The organism is Vreelandella lionensis (genome assembly GCF_002087295.1).
Taxonomy (GTDB): Bacteria; Pseudomonadota; Gammaproteobacteria; order Pseudomonadales; family Halomonadaceae; genus Vreelandella; species Vreelandella lionensis.
Window position 1 is genome coordinate 26453 of record NZ_MWVI01000038.1, and the last position, 14297, is coordinate 40749.

The window sequence follows — 14297 nt, forward strand, 5'->3', positions numbered from 1 at the left end:
TTATTGGCCAAAGTGAACACTCAAGAACCCTGCCCGGCCTGCGTTGATGTAGTCAGCGCCGTCAAACGAGCGCGTGGTGACGTAGTCTTGGTCTAGCACGTTCTCTAACGTTACCCGAGCGCTCCACAGCGGCGCAAACTGCCAACCTGCACGCAGATTCACTAAACCATACCCGCTCAGGCGATCTTCGTTGGCCGCGTCGCGGTAGCGATGATTTTGCGCGACCCAAGAGCCACCCACGGACCACTCCCCCAGCTCGCGGTCTACGTCTAGGCGCAGACTTTGTGACGCGCGGTTTTGCAGGCGCTTGCCGGTCAGGCGGTTTTCAGGGTCGGTGTAGGTCAGCGCGGCGGCCAGCGTCCACTCATTCACTTCTACGCCAGTGCTAAGCTCAGCGCCGCGAATACGAGATTGCGGCACGTTAAACTGTAGCCCTTGGCCCGCAATCAGGTTGTCGATATCGGTTTGGTAAAGCGCCGCATCCCAGAACCAGCGGGCATACTGGCCGCGCACACCGACTTCAACCGACTCGGAGGTTTCAGATTCTAAGTCCGGGTTGCCAAAACCGGGGTAATAAAGCTGGTTATAGGTAGGGGCATTAAACGCCGTGCCGTAGTTGGCGCGCAGCGTGTGGTGGCCATCTAGCTCATAACCCACGCCGACGCTGCCGGTGACTTCTTCACCATAAGATTCGTTATCATCAAAGCGCAGGCTGCCTTGTAGCATAAAGGGCGAGAAATTCAGCAGCGCCTGCGTGAAGACGGCGGCATTGCTACGGCTGGTTTCATCGTATGAGGTGGTGCTGTCTACACGGTCTTCACTGTACTCGGCGCCAGCCACTAGCTCGTGGGCACCAGCAGTCACGGTATTTTCCCAGCGGGCGGTGCGAATTTTGGTGTTAAAAACGGAGTCGCCAAACTCGGCGAAGTTATCGCTTTCATCCCGGGCTTCGCTGAGCGTTAACCGGCTGCGCCAGTTGTCGGCCAGCGGCAGCTCGCCGTACACGCCTGCGACCTGCTGGACAAAATCGTTTTCCCCACCGTCGTACTCGTTGTGCCCGCGGGCACGCAGGGCCAATACGCCCGCTTCTGCCCCGTTATCAAACGTGTGAGAGACCCGTGCCAGCGCAGAGGTGTTGTCGTAGCCTTTGTCGTCGCCATCACGACGCACTGGCTGGCCGTCGGTATTGAAGTGGCTACCAGAGAAGCTGTAGCGGGTGCCGCTCTCTTTCCCACTAATCCCCGCGCTTAGGCGCTGGGTATTGAACGAGCCGCCGCCTGCGGAGATACGCGGCTGGGGGCTGTCTTCTTGGCCTTCTGGCGTAAAAAGTTGAATGACACCGCCAATGGCGTCGGCACCATAGAGGCTGCCACGGGGGCCGCGCACGATTTCAGCGCGCTCAAACATGCGCGGCTCAAGCGATTGCCAGGCGGCACCGCCGCTGGTGGCTGAATTCAGGCGAATACCAACGATCAGCAGTACGTTTTGGGCACTGCCCGTGCCACGAATAAAGACGCTGCTGTTCTTACCAAAGCTGCCGTTACTGGAAACGTCCACGCCCGGCTGGCCGCGCAGCAGGTCGGTAATACTCACGGGGTCTTGGCGGCGCAGGGTGGCTTCATCAATCACCGTGACCGATGAGAGGCTTTCATTGGCGGTGCGCGGTGCCAGTGCAGCCGTAACGGACACTGGATTAAGCGAGCTGACAGTGCCTGCCGTTTGCGTCGAGGTTTGCGCCTGCGCCTGGACGGCCATTGGCAAAGCGGCCATGGCGAACGCCGCCAGAGTGACGGGGGTGTAAAAACGATTAAACATGGTGGGTCCCTTGCTCGCTGTGCTCACCCGCACAGCGTGTTTTTAGTGACCGGGCAGGGGCACACAAGGGAAAGCAGCGGCTGAACGCCTCTGGTATTCGCCCTGCACATGCCCTCCGCATGCCGGTAATTCGTGGCTTCTCTAAGCCATCACTCTTAGGCCGGTCTCCGGGCTGACGAGCGAAAGGGGCGGCTTAACGTAAGCGCCATACCTTTCCGAACGACCACCTTCCCATGCGTAAGCACAGTGGCGTCTCTAGCCGTTCTTATCTCGATCACCGTTGCGGGGGCAGCGTTGGATTCACAAAAAGCGTTCACCAACTTCCCGTTTAACTGATGGCGTTAGTGCCACCAGCACCTGAGAGTGCGCGTAAACTAGCAACTTGTTAGAGGTTGGTCAATTTACCGTTTAGCCTTTCAGCGCCTGTAATAGGCCGTGGCGCACGTACCATACCTGCTCAGCGTGGGCGGCGGCATCCTGGGTGAACCAGCCGCTTAAATCGCGCAGGCGGCGCTGGTCTCGGGCGATGGGCACCAGGCCACGACCCAGTTCGTTGGCAATAATCACCAGCGCGACGTTATCCTCTGCGGCGGTTTGGTTTAGGCGCTGTAAATCTTCCCGCCACTGGGCTCGCCACTCGTCGCTGCTGAAGTCAGAATCCAGCGCGGCGGTGAGCCACTCAAACAAGCCGTGGAGCACCAGCGGCGTATTCGGCAGCATGACGTGGGCGACCTCGGGAAGGCGCTGGCCAGGGGCTAAGCGCCACCATCCCGCACCGGGAACGCGTTGTTTTACAGCATCGCGCTTACCTGCACTGGCACCGCCGATGAATAGTTGCATTGCCATTCTCCTTTTCCATCCTCACCTGCCTGATACGCGAGCTGCCAGCGCCGTCCTTGGGCCTGATGCACAATCCTCTCCCAAAAATCGAGGGTTTCAAAACGGCGGCGTAGCTCACGAATCACACCGACGTGGGTCACCACTAACACTTTTTGATAGCCATACTGCTGAGTGTGTGCCGCGACATCGTCGAGCCAAGCATCTAGACGTTCGCGCAGCTGGCCAGAAGACTCTCCACCGGGAATTTGCAGCTCTCCGGCGCTATCAATCCAGGCGCGATAGTGCGGCAATTCTTTTAATTCATCGTAAACCTTGCCTTCGTACTCGCCAAAATCAAGCTCTCGTAGGCGCGGTTCGGCATAGATGGGTATACCCGGTTTTGCTGCTTGTGACCACGCCAGCGTTTGCTGGCAGCGGCCAAGGTCACTGGCATAAATCGCGTCAAAGCGTTCATCCATCAGGGCTTTCCGAAGCGTTAGCAGCCCCTCCTCCGCATCGGGAAACAGCAGCGGAATATCCCGCTGGCCCTGGTAACGGCGCTCTAAATTCCAGGCGGTGATACCGTGACGAACTGCCACCAACTCCACATTAAGACCAGTAGCCAAAGCTCTCCTCCTTCAATGGTGGCACCGACCATATCGCCGTTAATGCCGTTAAATAGACGCAGCAGTGCCGCACGCGTCAGCGCTAACCAACACGCGACTGCGACCAGCCATAGCGCCATCGTGGGCCATGCCAACGCCAGCGGTAGAAGCGGCACCAGCGCTAGCCCAACATTACGACGACTAAGCGACTGCTGCCAGCTCCAAGCCAGGCCGCGTGGTTGGGCACACGGGGTGAGTATGAGTAGCGCCACACCTGCCCAGCGCCCTAGCGCAGGCACGATCACCAGCCACCACAGCGGCGCGTGATACTGCAGCAGCGCCCAGAGCAGCACGCCCTTCCAGGCCAGCAAAAACAGCAGCGCCAGCATACCGAAGCTGCCGATTTGTGGGTCTTTCATGATCTCCCAGCGCCGTTCCAGCGGCTGGTTGCTGCCCAGCGCATCGGCCAGGTCCATCACGCCATCCAAGTGCAAGCCGCCGGTTAACGCCACCCACACGCTAAGCAACAGCAGCGCGGTGATCGGCGTAGGTGTATGCAGCTGCCCTATTAGCAGCGCGGCCAGTGCTAGCACGCCACCCACCAGCAGGCCCACTAGCGGGTAGGCGCGAATAGCCCAGCGTCGGGTATCGGGTGCCCAGGGGCAGGCCACCGGAATGGGCAAGCGAGTGAGAAATTGTAGGGCGAGCGCCCGCCATACATGACGTTGTTCACAAATTTGCGACCGCCTTCCACTCGATGGGCTGGCCCGCGACGACCTCAATGACGCTATCTGCCTCGGTGGCCAACCAACGGTGAAGCATTTGCAAAAACTCCACGTAGCGCAGCGTTTCGGACCCGTTCGGCAGCGGCGCTTCGTTAAGATCATTGGAGACAATCACTGAAGTAATATTCCGCGCTCGGGCATCTTGTAGGCAGCGCACTAAAAGAGAAAAGCCTTCGGTAGTGGAAAGCGGCTCGCTCTCGTCGTCTTCCTCATGAAACATGACCTGACTACCCCACAGAGTAAGGCAATCTAACAGGGCAGCGTGACCGTCCGGCACTTGGGACACCGCTTGATCAATTGCCAAAGGTGCTTCCAGCGTTACCCAAGAAGACACCGAGCTGGAGGTGGACCGTTCCGCTTTGTGATGCGCTACCCGCTCAGCCATTTCATCATCATAGACACTGGCGGTGGCCACATAGAAACAGGGCTTACCGTTGGCGGCTTGCAGGACGCACTGTTCAGCGACGTGACTCTTACCGGGGCGCGCGCCCCCACTAACAAACACAATCATGTAACACCTTTAACAATCGATCATTTGCCGAACTATCGCGCACAGCCAGCCGCAGCCAACCACCGTTTAGCCCTGAAAAGCTATAGGTATGCCGCGCCAGCATACCGGTATAAAGCAAGCGTTCAAGCAGCAGCACGCTGGAAATACCGCGCTGGCACAGCTCAGCTCCAGGGCGCACGAGAAAAAAGCAGCTGTGGCTAGACACCACTTCAAGCCCCATGGCGGCCAGCGCTTGCCCCATGCGCGGCTGCTCACTGGCAAGCCACTGCCGGGTACGCTGAGCAAATACCACATCGGCCAGCAGCGGTGCCACTAGCTCGGCGGCGAGGTGATTGACGCTCCAGGGCGGCTGATGGCGTGCCAGGGCGGCAATGTGCGCGGCACTGGCCAACACATAACCCAGGCGCAGCCCGGGCAGGGTGTAAAACTTGGTCATGGAGCGCAGCAGCATAAGCTGCGGATAGCGGGCTAGCAGCGGCGTGAGCGGCTCAGCGTCTATGGCTAAATCAATAAAGGCTTCATCCACCACCAGCGTTGCCGTGGTAGGCATGCACGAGAGCAAACGCTCAATCTCCACAGCGGAGATCAGCGTGCCGGTGGGATTGTTGGGGCGGCATAGAAACACCACATCTGCTTTAGCAGCCCGCACGTTTAACGCCGCCGGTTGCACCTCAAACCGCGGTGCCTCAAGCACATATTCCGTCACAGTAAGACTATGCGCTGCACAGGCTCTGGCGTATTCGCCAAAGGTTGGTGTCACAATCAGTGCGCACTGGCCAGCGTGGTGGGCAGCAGCAAGAAAAATAGCTTCCGCCCCGCCGTTGGTGAGCAGCACTTGCTCTGGCGCCACGCCCTCGTGCTCGGCAATGGCTTGTCGTGCGGCGTGGTAGGTGAGCTCTGGGTAGCGGCTTAACCCCCTAATATGATCAGCCAACCAATCCGTCAACCAGGGCGGCGGCCCCAGCGGGTTGAGGTTAGCACTCACATCCTCGAACGGGTGTCCCGCAGGCAGCCCAAAGCGCTTCAATAGCGCCGCTGCGTCGCCGCCATGGTTTGGCCAGGGAGTGGAAGTCATATCCGCCCCCAGAGAGTCAACGCGGCTAAGGTGAAGAACAGCAGCCACCCGCCGTGCATCAGCCGCAGCGTCATGCAAATATGCGCCACGTTGAGCGGCATTTGCCCGCTCCCCAAGGTCGCCCGATGGGAGGCCACACCCTGATAAAAATTAGTGCCGCCTAACTGTACGCCCAGCAAATTCGCCACCATCGCTTCCGGCCAACCGGCGTTGGGGCTGGGGTGGCGCGGCGCTTCCCGGCAGGTGGCGGCCAGCGCGCCTCGCCAGCGTGATACGGTGACACCTCGCCCTATCAAGCCGCTGCCCGCTAGCCATAAACAGAGCGCCGTCAGCCGTGCGGGCAGCCAATTAGCCACATCATCCAGTTTTGCCGATGCGTAGCCAAAGTCGTTAAAGCGTTCGTTACGGTAGCCCACCATCGAATCCAGGGTATTCACCGCCTTGTACGCTAGCGCTAACGGTGCCTCGCCAATAAGCGCAAAAAACAGCGGTGCCGTGATGCCATCTACGGTATTTTCAGCCACGGTTTCCACTGCGCCACGGGTGATGCCTGCTTCCTCTACGCGTTGCGTATCGCGTCCTACAATCATTGCCAGCGCTTGGCGTGCAGCGGGCAAATCGCCTTTGCTAAGCGGTGCTGACACCGCACGGGCCGCATCGCCCAAACCTTTTATCGCAAGCGTCGTAGAAAGCAGCCACAGCTCGGCTATCAACGCCAACCCAGGGTGAAGCCTGGCAAGCACTAAGAGAAACAGCCAGCTAAACAACCACACGCCCCCCACTACCGTCACGGTTAGGAAAGCACCGCTTAGCTTGCGCTGCCGCGCCGTGCCCCGATTCCATAGCCGCTCATAGCTGCTAATCATCCCCCCAATGATCACCACAGGATGTGGCAACCAGCGCGGGTCGCCCACTAGCAGATCAATGAGAATGGCAACGGCGACGAGGATAACTGCGGCAGGCATCCCATCAGTAATAAAACTCATGCGGTGTGACTGCTAACACCGGCCTGAGTAAAGGTGGCCATCTCCTTCAGCATGGCGGCCGCCGCCTGCACCAGCGGGAACGCCAGCGCCGCCCCACTGCCTTCACCCAAACGCATACCCAGCGCCAGCAACGGCTCGGCCTGAAGCGCTTCTAGCGCGGTGGCGTGGCCCGGCTCTTCAGAACGATGGCCAAAAATGAGATAGCCTCGCACCGCTGGGCACAGCCGGCAGGCCGTTAGTGCGGCGACGGTAGCAATAAAACCATCCACAATGGCGGGTAGCCGATGGGCGGCAGCGGCCAAATAGGCCCCCGTCATGGCGGCGAACTCTAACCCGCCGAGTTTACTCAGCACATCTAAAGGGTCGTTGCTATCGGCTTGGCGGGCGTGAAGCGCCTGCTCAATCACCGCCACTTTATGCGCCTGCTGGGCGCTATTAATGCCGGTTCCTGCCCCTACCACTGTTGCGACTGGCACTTGGGTGAACGCCGCCAGCATCGCGCTGCTGGCGGTGGTGTTGGCAATACCCATTTCTCCGACGATGATGCTTTTCGCGCCCTTTTCAGCCAAGCGCCCTACCGAATCGGCACCAACATTGATAGCGCTCAGGGCTTCCTCACGGCTCATGGCGTCTTCCTGCACCATATTGGCGGTACCGGCGCGCACTTTGGCATCGACCACGCCCGGCAATGAAAGCGATGACACCACGCCCACATCAATCACTTCTACCTGCGCGCCAATTTGGCGGGCGAAGACGTTAATGGCTGCCCCACCGTGAGCAAAGTTAACCACCATTTGCGCGGTCACTTCTTGAGGGAAAGCCGACACCCCTTCTTCAGCCACGCCGTGGTCGGCGCAAATACCGCCACGCCCGGCGGCGAAACGAAAGGAGCGGCTTGGCCGGTGATGGCGCTAAGCTGAATGGCCAGCGCTTCGAGCCGACCCAAACTACCGGGGGGCTTGGTGAGCGTATCGCTATAAGCACGGCTGCACTCAGCGGCGGCGGGTCCACCGCATTGATGCGTGCCAGCAGTATTTGAAGCCGCTGTTCAGCGGTCGGCTCGTTAACCATCGCAATTCCCCCCAGGCTGGTGGCGCAAGATAGTAGCAAAAGCAGGACTGCTATACTTGCGCTTTAAACGCCAAACAGGCGCTTGCGCACCGTTTTTTTCTATCATTCATCAAAGCATCATGTGCCACGGCGATAGTTGTTATCCATTAGGGTAATAAAACTACAACTTAAGCTATAAATAGCGTTTTTATTGCCGTAAAGTCTCTTATATCGACGCCATAAGATGTAAAATAACTACAAATCTGGATTCACCGTCTCTACACATGCAGAGGTCTCTATGCCTGGTTCAACACCCGCCACACTCAATCCTACGGTTGCAAGGTTACCCAACGTATTCGTGAGCGCTCTGCCGAGCGACGCGCCCTGTATGAGCGCCGCATGGCGGACCAGCACAAGCGCGGCGTTCACCGCTCTGAACTCTCTTGCGGTAACTTGGCCCACGGCTTTGCTGCCTGTAGCGCCCAGGAGAAAGACTCCCTGAAGCTGATGAACAGCGCCAACCTAGGGATTATTTCTTCGTACAACGACATGCTCCCGGCCCACCAGCCGTTTGAAACCTTCCCGGAAACCATTAAAGCGGCCGCCCGCGCCATGGGTTCTACCGCGCAGTTTGCCGGTGGCGTACCCGCCATGTGCGATGGCGTAACCCAAGGCCAGCCGGGCATGGAACTCTCGCTGTTTTCCCGCGACGTGATTGCCATGGCCACCGCCGTGGGCCTATCGCACAACATGTTTGATCCCGCTCTTTCCCCCGGCGTATGCGATAAAATCGTCCCCGGACTATTCATCGGCGCGGCGCGTTTTGGTCACTTGCCCGCCATGTTCGTACCCGCTGGCCCAATGCCCAGCGGCCTGCCGAACAAAGAGAAAGCGCGCATTCGCCAGCTCTACGCCGAAGGCAAAGTGGGCCGCGAGGAGCTGCTGCAGGCGGAGTCCGACTCTTACCACAGCCCCGGCACCTGCACCTTCTACGGCACAGCCAACTCCAACCAGTTGATGATGGAAGTGATGGGCCTGCACCTGCCGGGCACCTCGTTCGTCAACCCGGGCACCGAGATGCGCGAAGCGCTCACCCGCTACGCCACCGAGCAGGCCATTCGCAACACCGAACCCGGCGGCGAGTACCGTCCGTTCTATAAGCAAATCGACGAGCGCGCCATCGTCAACGCCGTGGTCGGCCTGCTTGCGTCTGGCGGCTCTACCAACCATACCATGCACCTGATTGCTATGGCGGCAGCGGCGGGCATTTCCCTCAACTGGGACGACTTCACCGATCTGTCAGCGGTCACGCCCAGCATCATGAAGGTGTACGCCAAAGGCCAGGCGGATATTAACCACTTCCAGGCAGCGGGCGGCATGAGCTACCTGTTCCGCGGGCTGCTGGGCGCGGGCCTGCTCCACGGCGATATTCCCACGGTGTTTGGCACCGACCTGACCGCTTACACCCAAGAGCCCTTCCTGGAAGATGGCAAAGTGGTATGGCGCGAAGGCCCGGAAAACAGCCTGGACGAAGAAGTGCTGCGCCCGGTCGCTACACCCTTCGCCCCCACCGGCGGCCTGACCGTGATGAAAGGCAACCTGGGACGTGGCGTCATCAAAGTCTCGGCGGTAGCCGAAGAGCACCGTGTAGTAGAAGCGCCGGTGGAGATCTTCGAGGATCAGAACGAAATGAAAGCGGCGTTTGAGTCGGGCGACCTGGACCGCGACGTCATTGTGGTGGTTCGCTTCCAAGGCCCCAAAGCCAACGGCATGCCCGAACTGCACAAACTCACCCCCTTCCGGGGCGTACTCCAGGACCGTGGCTTCAAGGTCGCTCTCGTTACCGATGGCCGCATGTCCGGCGCGTCGGGCAAAGTGCCCGCCTCCATCCACATGAGCCCGGAAGCGCTGGACGGTGGCCCGCTGGCCAAGCTGCGCGATGGTGACGTGGTGCGCCTGGATGCCAACGCCGGCACGCTGGAAGCCAAAGTGGATGCGGCCACCTGGGCCGACCGCGAGCGCGTAGTGGCGAACCTTGACCACTACCACGTTGGCCTGGGCCGCGAGCTGTTCTCGGGCTTCCGCCACTTGGCAATGCGCGGCGAAGAGGGCGCGGGCTCGTTGGGCGGCTTTGAAGCCGACGATCTCGCTCGTCAAGAAGGTCAGATTTTTCAAGAGGACGCCTGATGCGACCGGCATTAATCGGGGACATTGGCGGCACGAATGCTCGCCTGGCGTTGGTCACGCCGGGTGAGGTCACGCCCCACGACATTCTTAACCTGCCCTGCGCCGATTACCCCGGCGTGATCGAAGCGATTCAGGACTATCTCGCTCGGGTAGGCGCAACGGGCGATAACGCCCCGCAAGAAGCGTGCCTGGCCTTCGCCTGCCCGGTGCACGCCGAGCGGGTGAAAATGACCAACAACCATTGGGACTTTATGAAAAGCGACGTTCAGCAGGCGCTGAATCTGTCGCTGTTTAAAGTCATCAATGACTTCACCGCCCAAGCACTGGGCGTTCCCCACGTGGGGGAAGATAACCTGGTGGAAGTGCAGCCTGGTGAAGCCCAGTCGCACTCGACCCGCTTGCTCATTGGCCCTGGTACCGGTTTAGGCGTGGCCGGGGTGTTCCCCGGCCAGCACGCCTGGATTCCGCTGCCCACCGAAGGCGGTCATGTCACCTTTGCGCCTACCGACACCACCGAACGCGCGCTGCTGGACGTGTTCTTACAACGCCACCAGCGGGTGAGCGTCGAGCGCATTCTGTGCGGCCAGGGGCTGCTAGAGCTATACCAAGCCCACTGCACCCTGGAAGGCCAAACGCCGCGCTGAGAGACCCCCGCCGAGGTGACCCAGGCGGCCAACCAGGGCGATGCCCTGGCCACGGCTACCCTGCTGCGCTTTTTGAAAATTCTCGGCGACGTGTGCGGCGATGCCACCCTGACCATGGGTGCGCGCGGCGGCGTGTATCTCTGCGGCGGTATTCTGCCCCGCCTGTTGGACTGGCTGCCCAAGTGCGAGCTGCGCGCAAGCTTCGTCAATAAAGGGCGCATGGGCGCTTACAACGCCGACATCCCGGTGTGGATTGTGACTCACCCGTGGACCGGCCTGCTGGTGGCCGCCGAAGCGCTACATAACGAAGAAGTCTTTTAATTGATGGGAAACGCCATGGCTGCTGTTACGTTCAACGTGCCGTTTGTACTCGGCATGATGCGCCTGCATGAAGCACAAGAGATGCACCAAGCGAGCCATTTGGCCGACTGGATCGAAGCTCGCTTAGAGCAGGGTTTGCACTGGTTCGACCATGCCGACATTTACGGCAACGGAGCATGCGAAACACTGTTTGGCCAAGCGCTGCGCGCCCGCCCGGCACTGGCTAAGCGGCTAAATGTCGTCACCAAAGCCAGCATCGCCAACGACAACCCGGCACCGGGTTCCGGCAAGGTAAAGCACTACAATGCCAGCCCGGACTACCTAGGCCGCGCCATTGACGATGCGCTGGGCCGCTTGGGCGTCGAGCGCCTGGATCACTTTCTGATTCACCGCCCGGACCTGCTGATGGATGCCGCTGCCACGGGTCGCGCGCTGGATGACGCCATCGAGGCGGGTAAAATTGGCGCGGCGGGGGGTTTCCACCATCTTCCCCGCCAGTGGCGCCGGCTGCAACGCCATATGCATCACCCGCTTCAGGCCAATCAGATCGAACTCTCCATTGCCCATAGCGCGCCGCTGTTTGACGGCAGCTTTGACGACCTGGGTGCCGATAGCCATGCGCCCATGGCGTGGTCCCCGCTGGCGGGCGGCCAACTGATGCAGGGCGAGGTGAGCCGCGTATTGAACCGTTTAGCAGGCGAGCTTAACAGCACCCCCGGCGCGCTGGCGATGGCATGGCTGCGCACCCTGCCCGGCCGCCCGGCACCGGTGGTAGGCAGCGTGAAACCAGAGCGTATCGCCGATATGCTGAACGGCCCGGAAACGCTGCCCAGAGAAGCCTGGTATGAACTGTTGGAGGCCGCCCGCGGCCACTGCGTCGCTTAGTACGCCCACTCAACATTAATGCTAATAATGACAAGGAAAGACCTATGACGCCGGTGATTGCTTTCGGTGAAGCCTTGATTGATATGCTTTCGAGCCGCTTGGGCGATAACACAGGGCCGGAAACCTTTACCCCCTACGCTGGCGGCGCGCCCGCCAACGTGGCGGTGGCCTGCGCGCGGCTCAACGTGCCCAGCCAGTTTTTGGGCATGGTAGGTGACGATACCTTTGGGCACTTTCTAATTCGTGAGCTGAAAAGCCACGGTGTAGATACCCAGGGCGTGGTGCTCACCAAAGAGGCGCGCACGGCGCTGGCGTTTGTTTCCCGCGACAGCAGCGGCGAGCGCACCTTCGATTTCTACCGCCCACCGGCCGCCGACCTGCTCTACCGCTTGGAACACCTTCCCCACGGCGTGTTCGAGCAGCCCGCCATCGTTCACCTGTGCAGCAACAGCCTGACCGACCCCGAAATTGCCGAGACCACTCTCGCGATTGCCGCCATGGCCAAGCGCGCAGGCTGCCTTGTGAGCGTGGACGCCAACCTGCGCCACAACCTATGGGCAGAGGGCGCTGCGGATACTTGGCTGGTCACCGAGCTGATCGACAGCGCCGAGCTGGTGAAAGTATCTCTCGAAGAGCTGGACTACCTGCGCGGCGACCACCCAAAGGAGGCGTGGCTCGCCGAGCGCATGGCCGCAGGGGTGAAGGTGATTGTGATTACCGACGGCCCCAATAATGTGGTACTCAAAGGCATCGGCATTGACCAAACCGTGACGCCGCCCAGCGTCACGGCGGTGGACACCACCGCCGGTGGCGATGCCTTTATTGGCGGCCTGCTCGCGGAGCTTTCAAGCTACGGCATCAGCGAGAGCTGGCACCAGGACAGCGCGTTTCTCACCCGCGCAGTGGACATTGCCTGCCGCTGCGGCGCCCACGCGGTCACCCGCCCCGGCGCGTATGCCGCACTGCCCACCCACGCTGATATTGAAGCCCTGCGCAGTTCGGCAGGCTAGCACTCAGCGTCGTCGAGTTCGCTACTCGACGACGCTCTGGGTAACCCCTTCCGCCACATCCACCCGCCCACTGACGACTTCCAGCATAACCGGTTGACGGCGATGATCGACAAAGCTCACCTGGGTGATGCTGCGCTGCTCGGTGGCTCCTTCGATCAACATTTCCAGCGTGCCATGATCGCACCACCACCTCACCGTCACCGTTAACCCATCGACGCTTCCCGCCGCGTGATCGCAGGCAAAGTGCTCATCAAAGGCGGCCTGACCGTTACTCCCTTGACGCTCATAGTGTAGCGACGTTGTTGATTCACCTGCGGTCAGCCATAGCCGCTGCTGATAGCCCTGCTGCAGCGATAGCGCCAGTCTTGTGCCTGCTTTAAGCACCAGCGTCAGCTGGCCGTAAACCGCCGCGCCCTTTGGCAAAGCAATGCAGTGCTCCCCTGCCGTTTGAAGCGAGCGAGGCGATATGTGGCTTAGGGCGCTGAGCGCTTGAGCTGCTTCGCGAGCAAAACGCTGATGTAACCGCACCCCACAATAAGTCGCGCGCAAGGTAAGTTCTCGGGGCAGGCTCATGGTGCCTCGCCAGCCCGTTTCGGGGGCATGATTGGCGTACTGCCAGTTGTTCAACCACGCCAGCGCAAGCTGCCGACCAGGCGTGTTAGACCAACTCTGCACCGCGTAAAAATCCCGCCCTTCGTCCATCATCAGCACGGCGTCAGAAGCGTTGTCATTGGTGAAACGCTGGCCGTCAAACTCGCCGATAAAGTACTGGGTAAACGAGCCAAACGGGTTATCCGGCGTGGCGCCAATCCCCACCACCAGCACCCAGCGCGTGGCGGGCTCATCCGGCCCAGCGCCGTCCACCGGCAGCTCAAACAGATCCGGGCACTCCCAGGGGTGCTGAGTATGCGCGCCCTCGCCTTCGCCAAAGGCGCTGGCAAACTGCCACTCCAGCAGGTTGTGGGAGGGATAGAAGTGAATCTCCTGCCCACAGGCCAGCGCCATCACCCAGCGCTGGCTAGGGCCATGCCAAACCACTTTAGGGTCGCGGAAATCTTTAAATCCAGGCGGTGGCAGAACCGGACTCCCCTCGTAGCGCTGCCAGGTACGGCCCTTATCGCGGCTATACGCCAAGCACTGGGACTGCTGGTAATCTTCTGGGTCATCTGAGAGCACCCGGTGGCAGGTGTAAAACGCCAGCAGCCCCGGCTGGCCGTCAAACAGCCCCGTGACATCGTGCTCATCCACCACGGCGCTACCCGAAAAGCAGGCACCCTCTTCATTGGGTGCCAGCGCAATGGGTAAATGCTGCCAGTGGCACAGGTCACGGCTTACCGCATGTCCCCAGTGCATTGGCCCCCAAACGGTGCTGAACGGGTGAAACTGATAAAACAGATGGTACTCTCCATCGAAAAACACCAGCCCATTGGGGTCGTTCATCCACCCCATCGGCGGCGCAAAATGCACCGCCGGGCGCTGGGGCTCAAAATCCACTAACGTCATGCTTAAACCTTAACTTAATCGTTTAAGTTAGCGTATCACGACTGCTTATGTTCTGAACCATCCCCTTTAGGTGTAGAATCAAGTAGGAAGGGGAGTCGCCT

Annotated in this window: 10 protein-coding genes, 3 pseudogenes and 1 riboswitch; of the genes and pseudogenes, 4 read left to right on the plus strand and 9 right to left on the minus strand. The window is 60.3% G+C overall.

What is annotated here, in order from left to right:
• The 8 genes and pseudogenes from B4967_RS04845 to cobT all read right to left on the minus strand — a co-directional run.
• Positions 1-1815, minus strand: a complete 1815-nt coding sequence (locus tag B4967_RS04845) for a TonB-dependent receptor domain-containing protein (RefSeq protein ID WP_083023945.1) — start codon at positions 1813-1815, stop codon at positions 1-3.
• Positions 1816-1956: 141 nt separating this feature from the next.
• Positions 1957-2191: riboswitch (cobalamin riboswitch) on the minus strand.
• 32 nt (positions 2192-2223) lie between these two features.
• Positions 2224-2655: a bifunctional adenosylcobinamide kinase/adenosylcobinamide-phosphate guanylyltransferase gene (locus B4967_RS04850; RefSeq protein WP_083023946.1), complete on the minus strand. Its 432-nt coding sequence runs from the start codon at positions 2653-2655 to the stop codon at positions 2224-2226.
• Positions 2607-3242, minus strand: a complete 636-nt coding sequence (locus tag B4967_RS04855) for a histidine phosphatase family protein (protein ID WP_243470328.1) — start codon at positions 3240-3242, stop codon at positions 2607-2609. The genes B4967_RS04850 and B4967_RS04855 overlap by 49 nt, the downstream gene beginning before the upstream one ends.
• Complete coding sequence (gene cobS / locus B4967_RS04860) at positions 3197-3922, minus strand: adenosylcobinamide-GDP ribazoletransferase (protein ID WP_243470326.1); 726 nt, start codon at positions 3920-3922, stop codon at positions 3197-3199. The genes B4967_RS04855 and cobS overlap by 46 nt, the downstream gene beginning before the upstream one ends.
• Before the next feature lie 46 nt (positions 3923-3968).
• On the minus strand, positions 3969-4535 hold the full coding sequence (locus tag B4967_RS18760) for a bifunctional adenosylcobinamide kinase/adenosylcobinamide-phosphate guanylyltransferase (RefSeq protein ID WP_083023951.1): 567 nt from the start codon (positions 4533-4535) through the stop codon (positions 3969-3971).
• The gene (cobD, locus tag B4967_RS04870) at positions 4519-5610 is read right to left on the minus strand and encodes a threonine-phosphate decarboxylase CobD (RefSeq protein ID WP_083023953.1); all 1092 of its coding nucleotides are present in this window, start codon (positions 5608-5610) and stop codon (positions 4519-4521) included. The genes B4967_RS18760 and cobD overlap by 17 nt, the downstream gene beginning before the upstream one ends.
• Positions 5607-6596 (minus strand): adenosylcobinamide-phosphate synthase CbiB, encoded by a 990-nt coding sequence (gene cbiB / locus B4967_RS04875; RefSeq protein ID WP_243470327.1) that lies wholly within the window; start codon positions 6594-6596, stop codon positions 5607-5609. The genes cobD and cbiB overlap by 4 nt, the downstream gene beginning before the upstream one ends.
• Positions 6593-7596 (minus strand): annotated as a pseudogene (gene cobT / locus B4967_RS04880) (nicotinate-nucleotide--dimethylbenzimidazole phosphoribosyltransferase); the annotation flags it as partial. The gene cbiB and the pseudogene cobT, both read right to left, overlap by 4 nt.
• A 348-nt stretch (positions 7597-7944) precedes the next feature.
• Between cobT and edd the strand changes: the two are divergent.
• The 4 genes and pseudogenes from edd to B4967_RS04900 all read left to right on the plus strand — a co-directional run bounded on the left by edd (position 7945) and on the right by B4967_RS04900 (position 12693).
• Positions 7945-9833: pseudogene (gene edd / locus B4967_RS04885) on the plus strand (phosphogluconate dehydratase).
• Positions 9833-10798 (plus strand): annotated as a pseudogene (gene glk / locus B4967_RS04890) (glucokinase). Before edd ends, glk begins: the two co-directional pseudogenes overlap by 1 nt.
• Before the next feature lie 15 nt (positions 10799-10813).
• The gene (locus tag B4967_RS04895; protein ID WP_083023955.1) at positions 10814-11683 is read left to right on the plus strand and encodes an aldo/keto reductase; all 870 of its coding nucleotides are present in this window, start codon (positions 10814-10816) and stop codon (positions 11681-11683) included.
• A gap of 44 nt (positions 11684-11727) precedes the next feature.
• On the plus strand, positions 11728-12693 hold the full coding sequence (locus tag B4967_RS04900) for a carbohydrate kinase family protein (RefSeq protein ID WP_083023956.1): 966 nt from the start codon (positions 11728-11730) through the stop codon (positions 12691-12693).
• Positions 12694-12714: 21 nt separating this feature from the next.
• Here B4967_RS04900 and B4967_RS04905 read toward each other — a convergent pair whose 3' ends face one another.
• A complete protein-coding gene (locus B4967_RS04905) occupies positions 12715-14196 on the minus strand; it encodes a glycoside hydrolase family 32 protein (protein WP_083023958.1) in 1482 nt (493 codons plus the stop codon).
• Positions 14197-14297 lie beyond the last annotated feature (101 nt).

What these genes read in the sequence shown, in the direction of transcription:
- B4967_RS04905 (WP_083023958.1), bottom strand. Translation starts at nt 14,196, where the DNA reads ATGACGTTAGTGGATTTTGAGCCCCAGCGCCCGGCGGTGCATTTTGCG.
- B4967_RS18760 (WP_083023951.1), bottom strand. Translation starts at nt 4,535, where the DNA reads ATGATTGTGTTTGTTAGTGGGGGCGCGCGCCCCGGTAAGAGTCACGTC.
- B4967_RS04895 (WP_083023955.1), top strand. Translation starts at nt 10,814, where the DNA reads ATGGCTGCTGTTACGTTCAACGTGCCGTTTGTACTCGGCATGATGCGC.
- B4967_RS04850 (WP_083023946.1), bottom strand. Translation starts at nt 2,655, where the DNA reads ATGCAACTATTCATCGGCGGTGCCAGTGCAGGTAAGCGCGATGCTGTA.
- cbiB (WP_243470327.1), bottom strand. Translation starts at nt 6,596, where the DNA reads ATGAGTTTTATTACTGATGGGATGCCTGCCGCAGTTATCCTCGTCGCC.
- B4967_RS04845 (WP_083023945.1), bottom strand. Translation starts at nt 1,815, where the DNA reads ATGTTTAATCGTTTTTACACCCCCGTCACTCTGGCGGCGTTCGCCATG.
- B4967_RS04900 (WP_083023956.1), top strand. Translation starts at nt 11,728, where the DNA reads ATGACGCCGGTGATTGCTTTCGGTGAAGCCTTGATTGATATGCTTTCG.
- cobD (WP_083023953.1), bottom strand. Translation starts at nt 5,610, where the DNA reads ATGACTTCCACTCCCTGGCCAAACCATGGCGGCGACGCAGCGGCGCTA.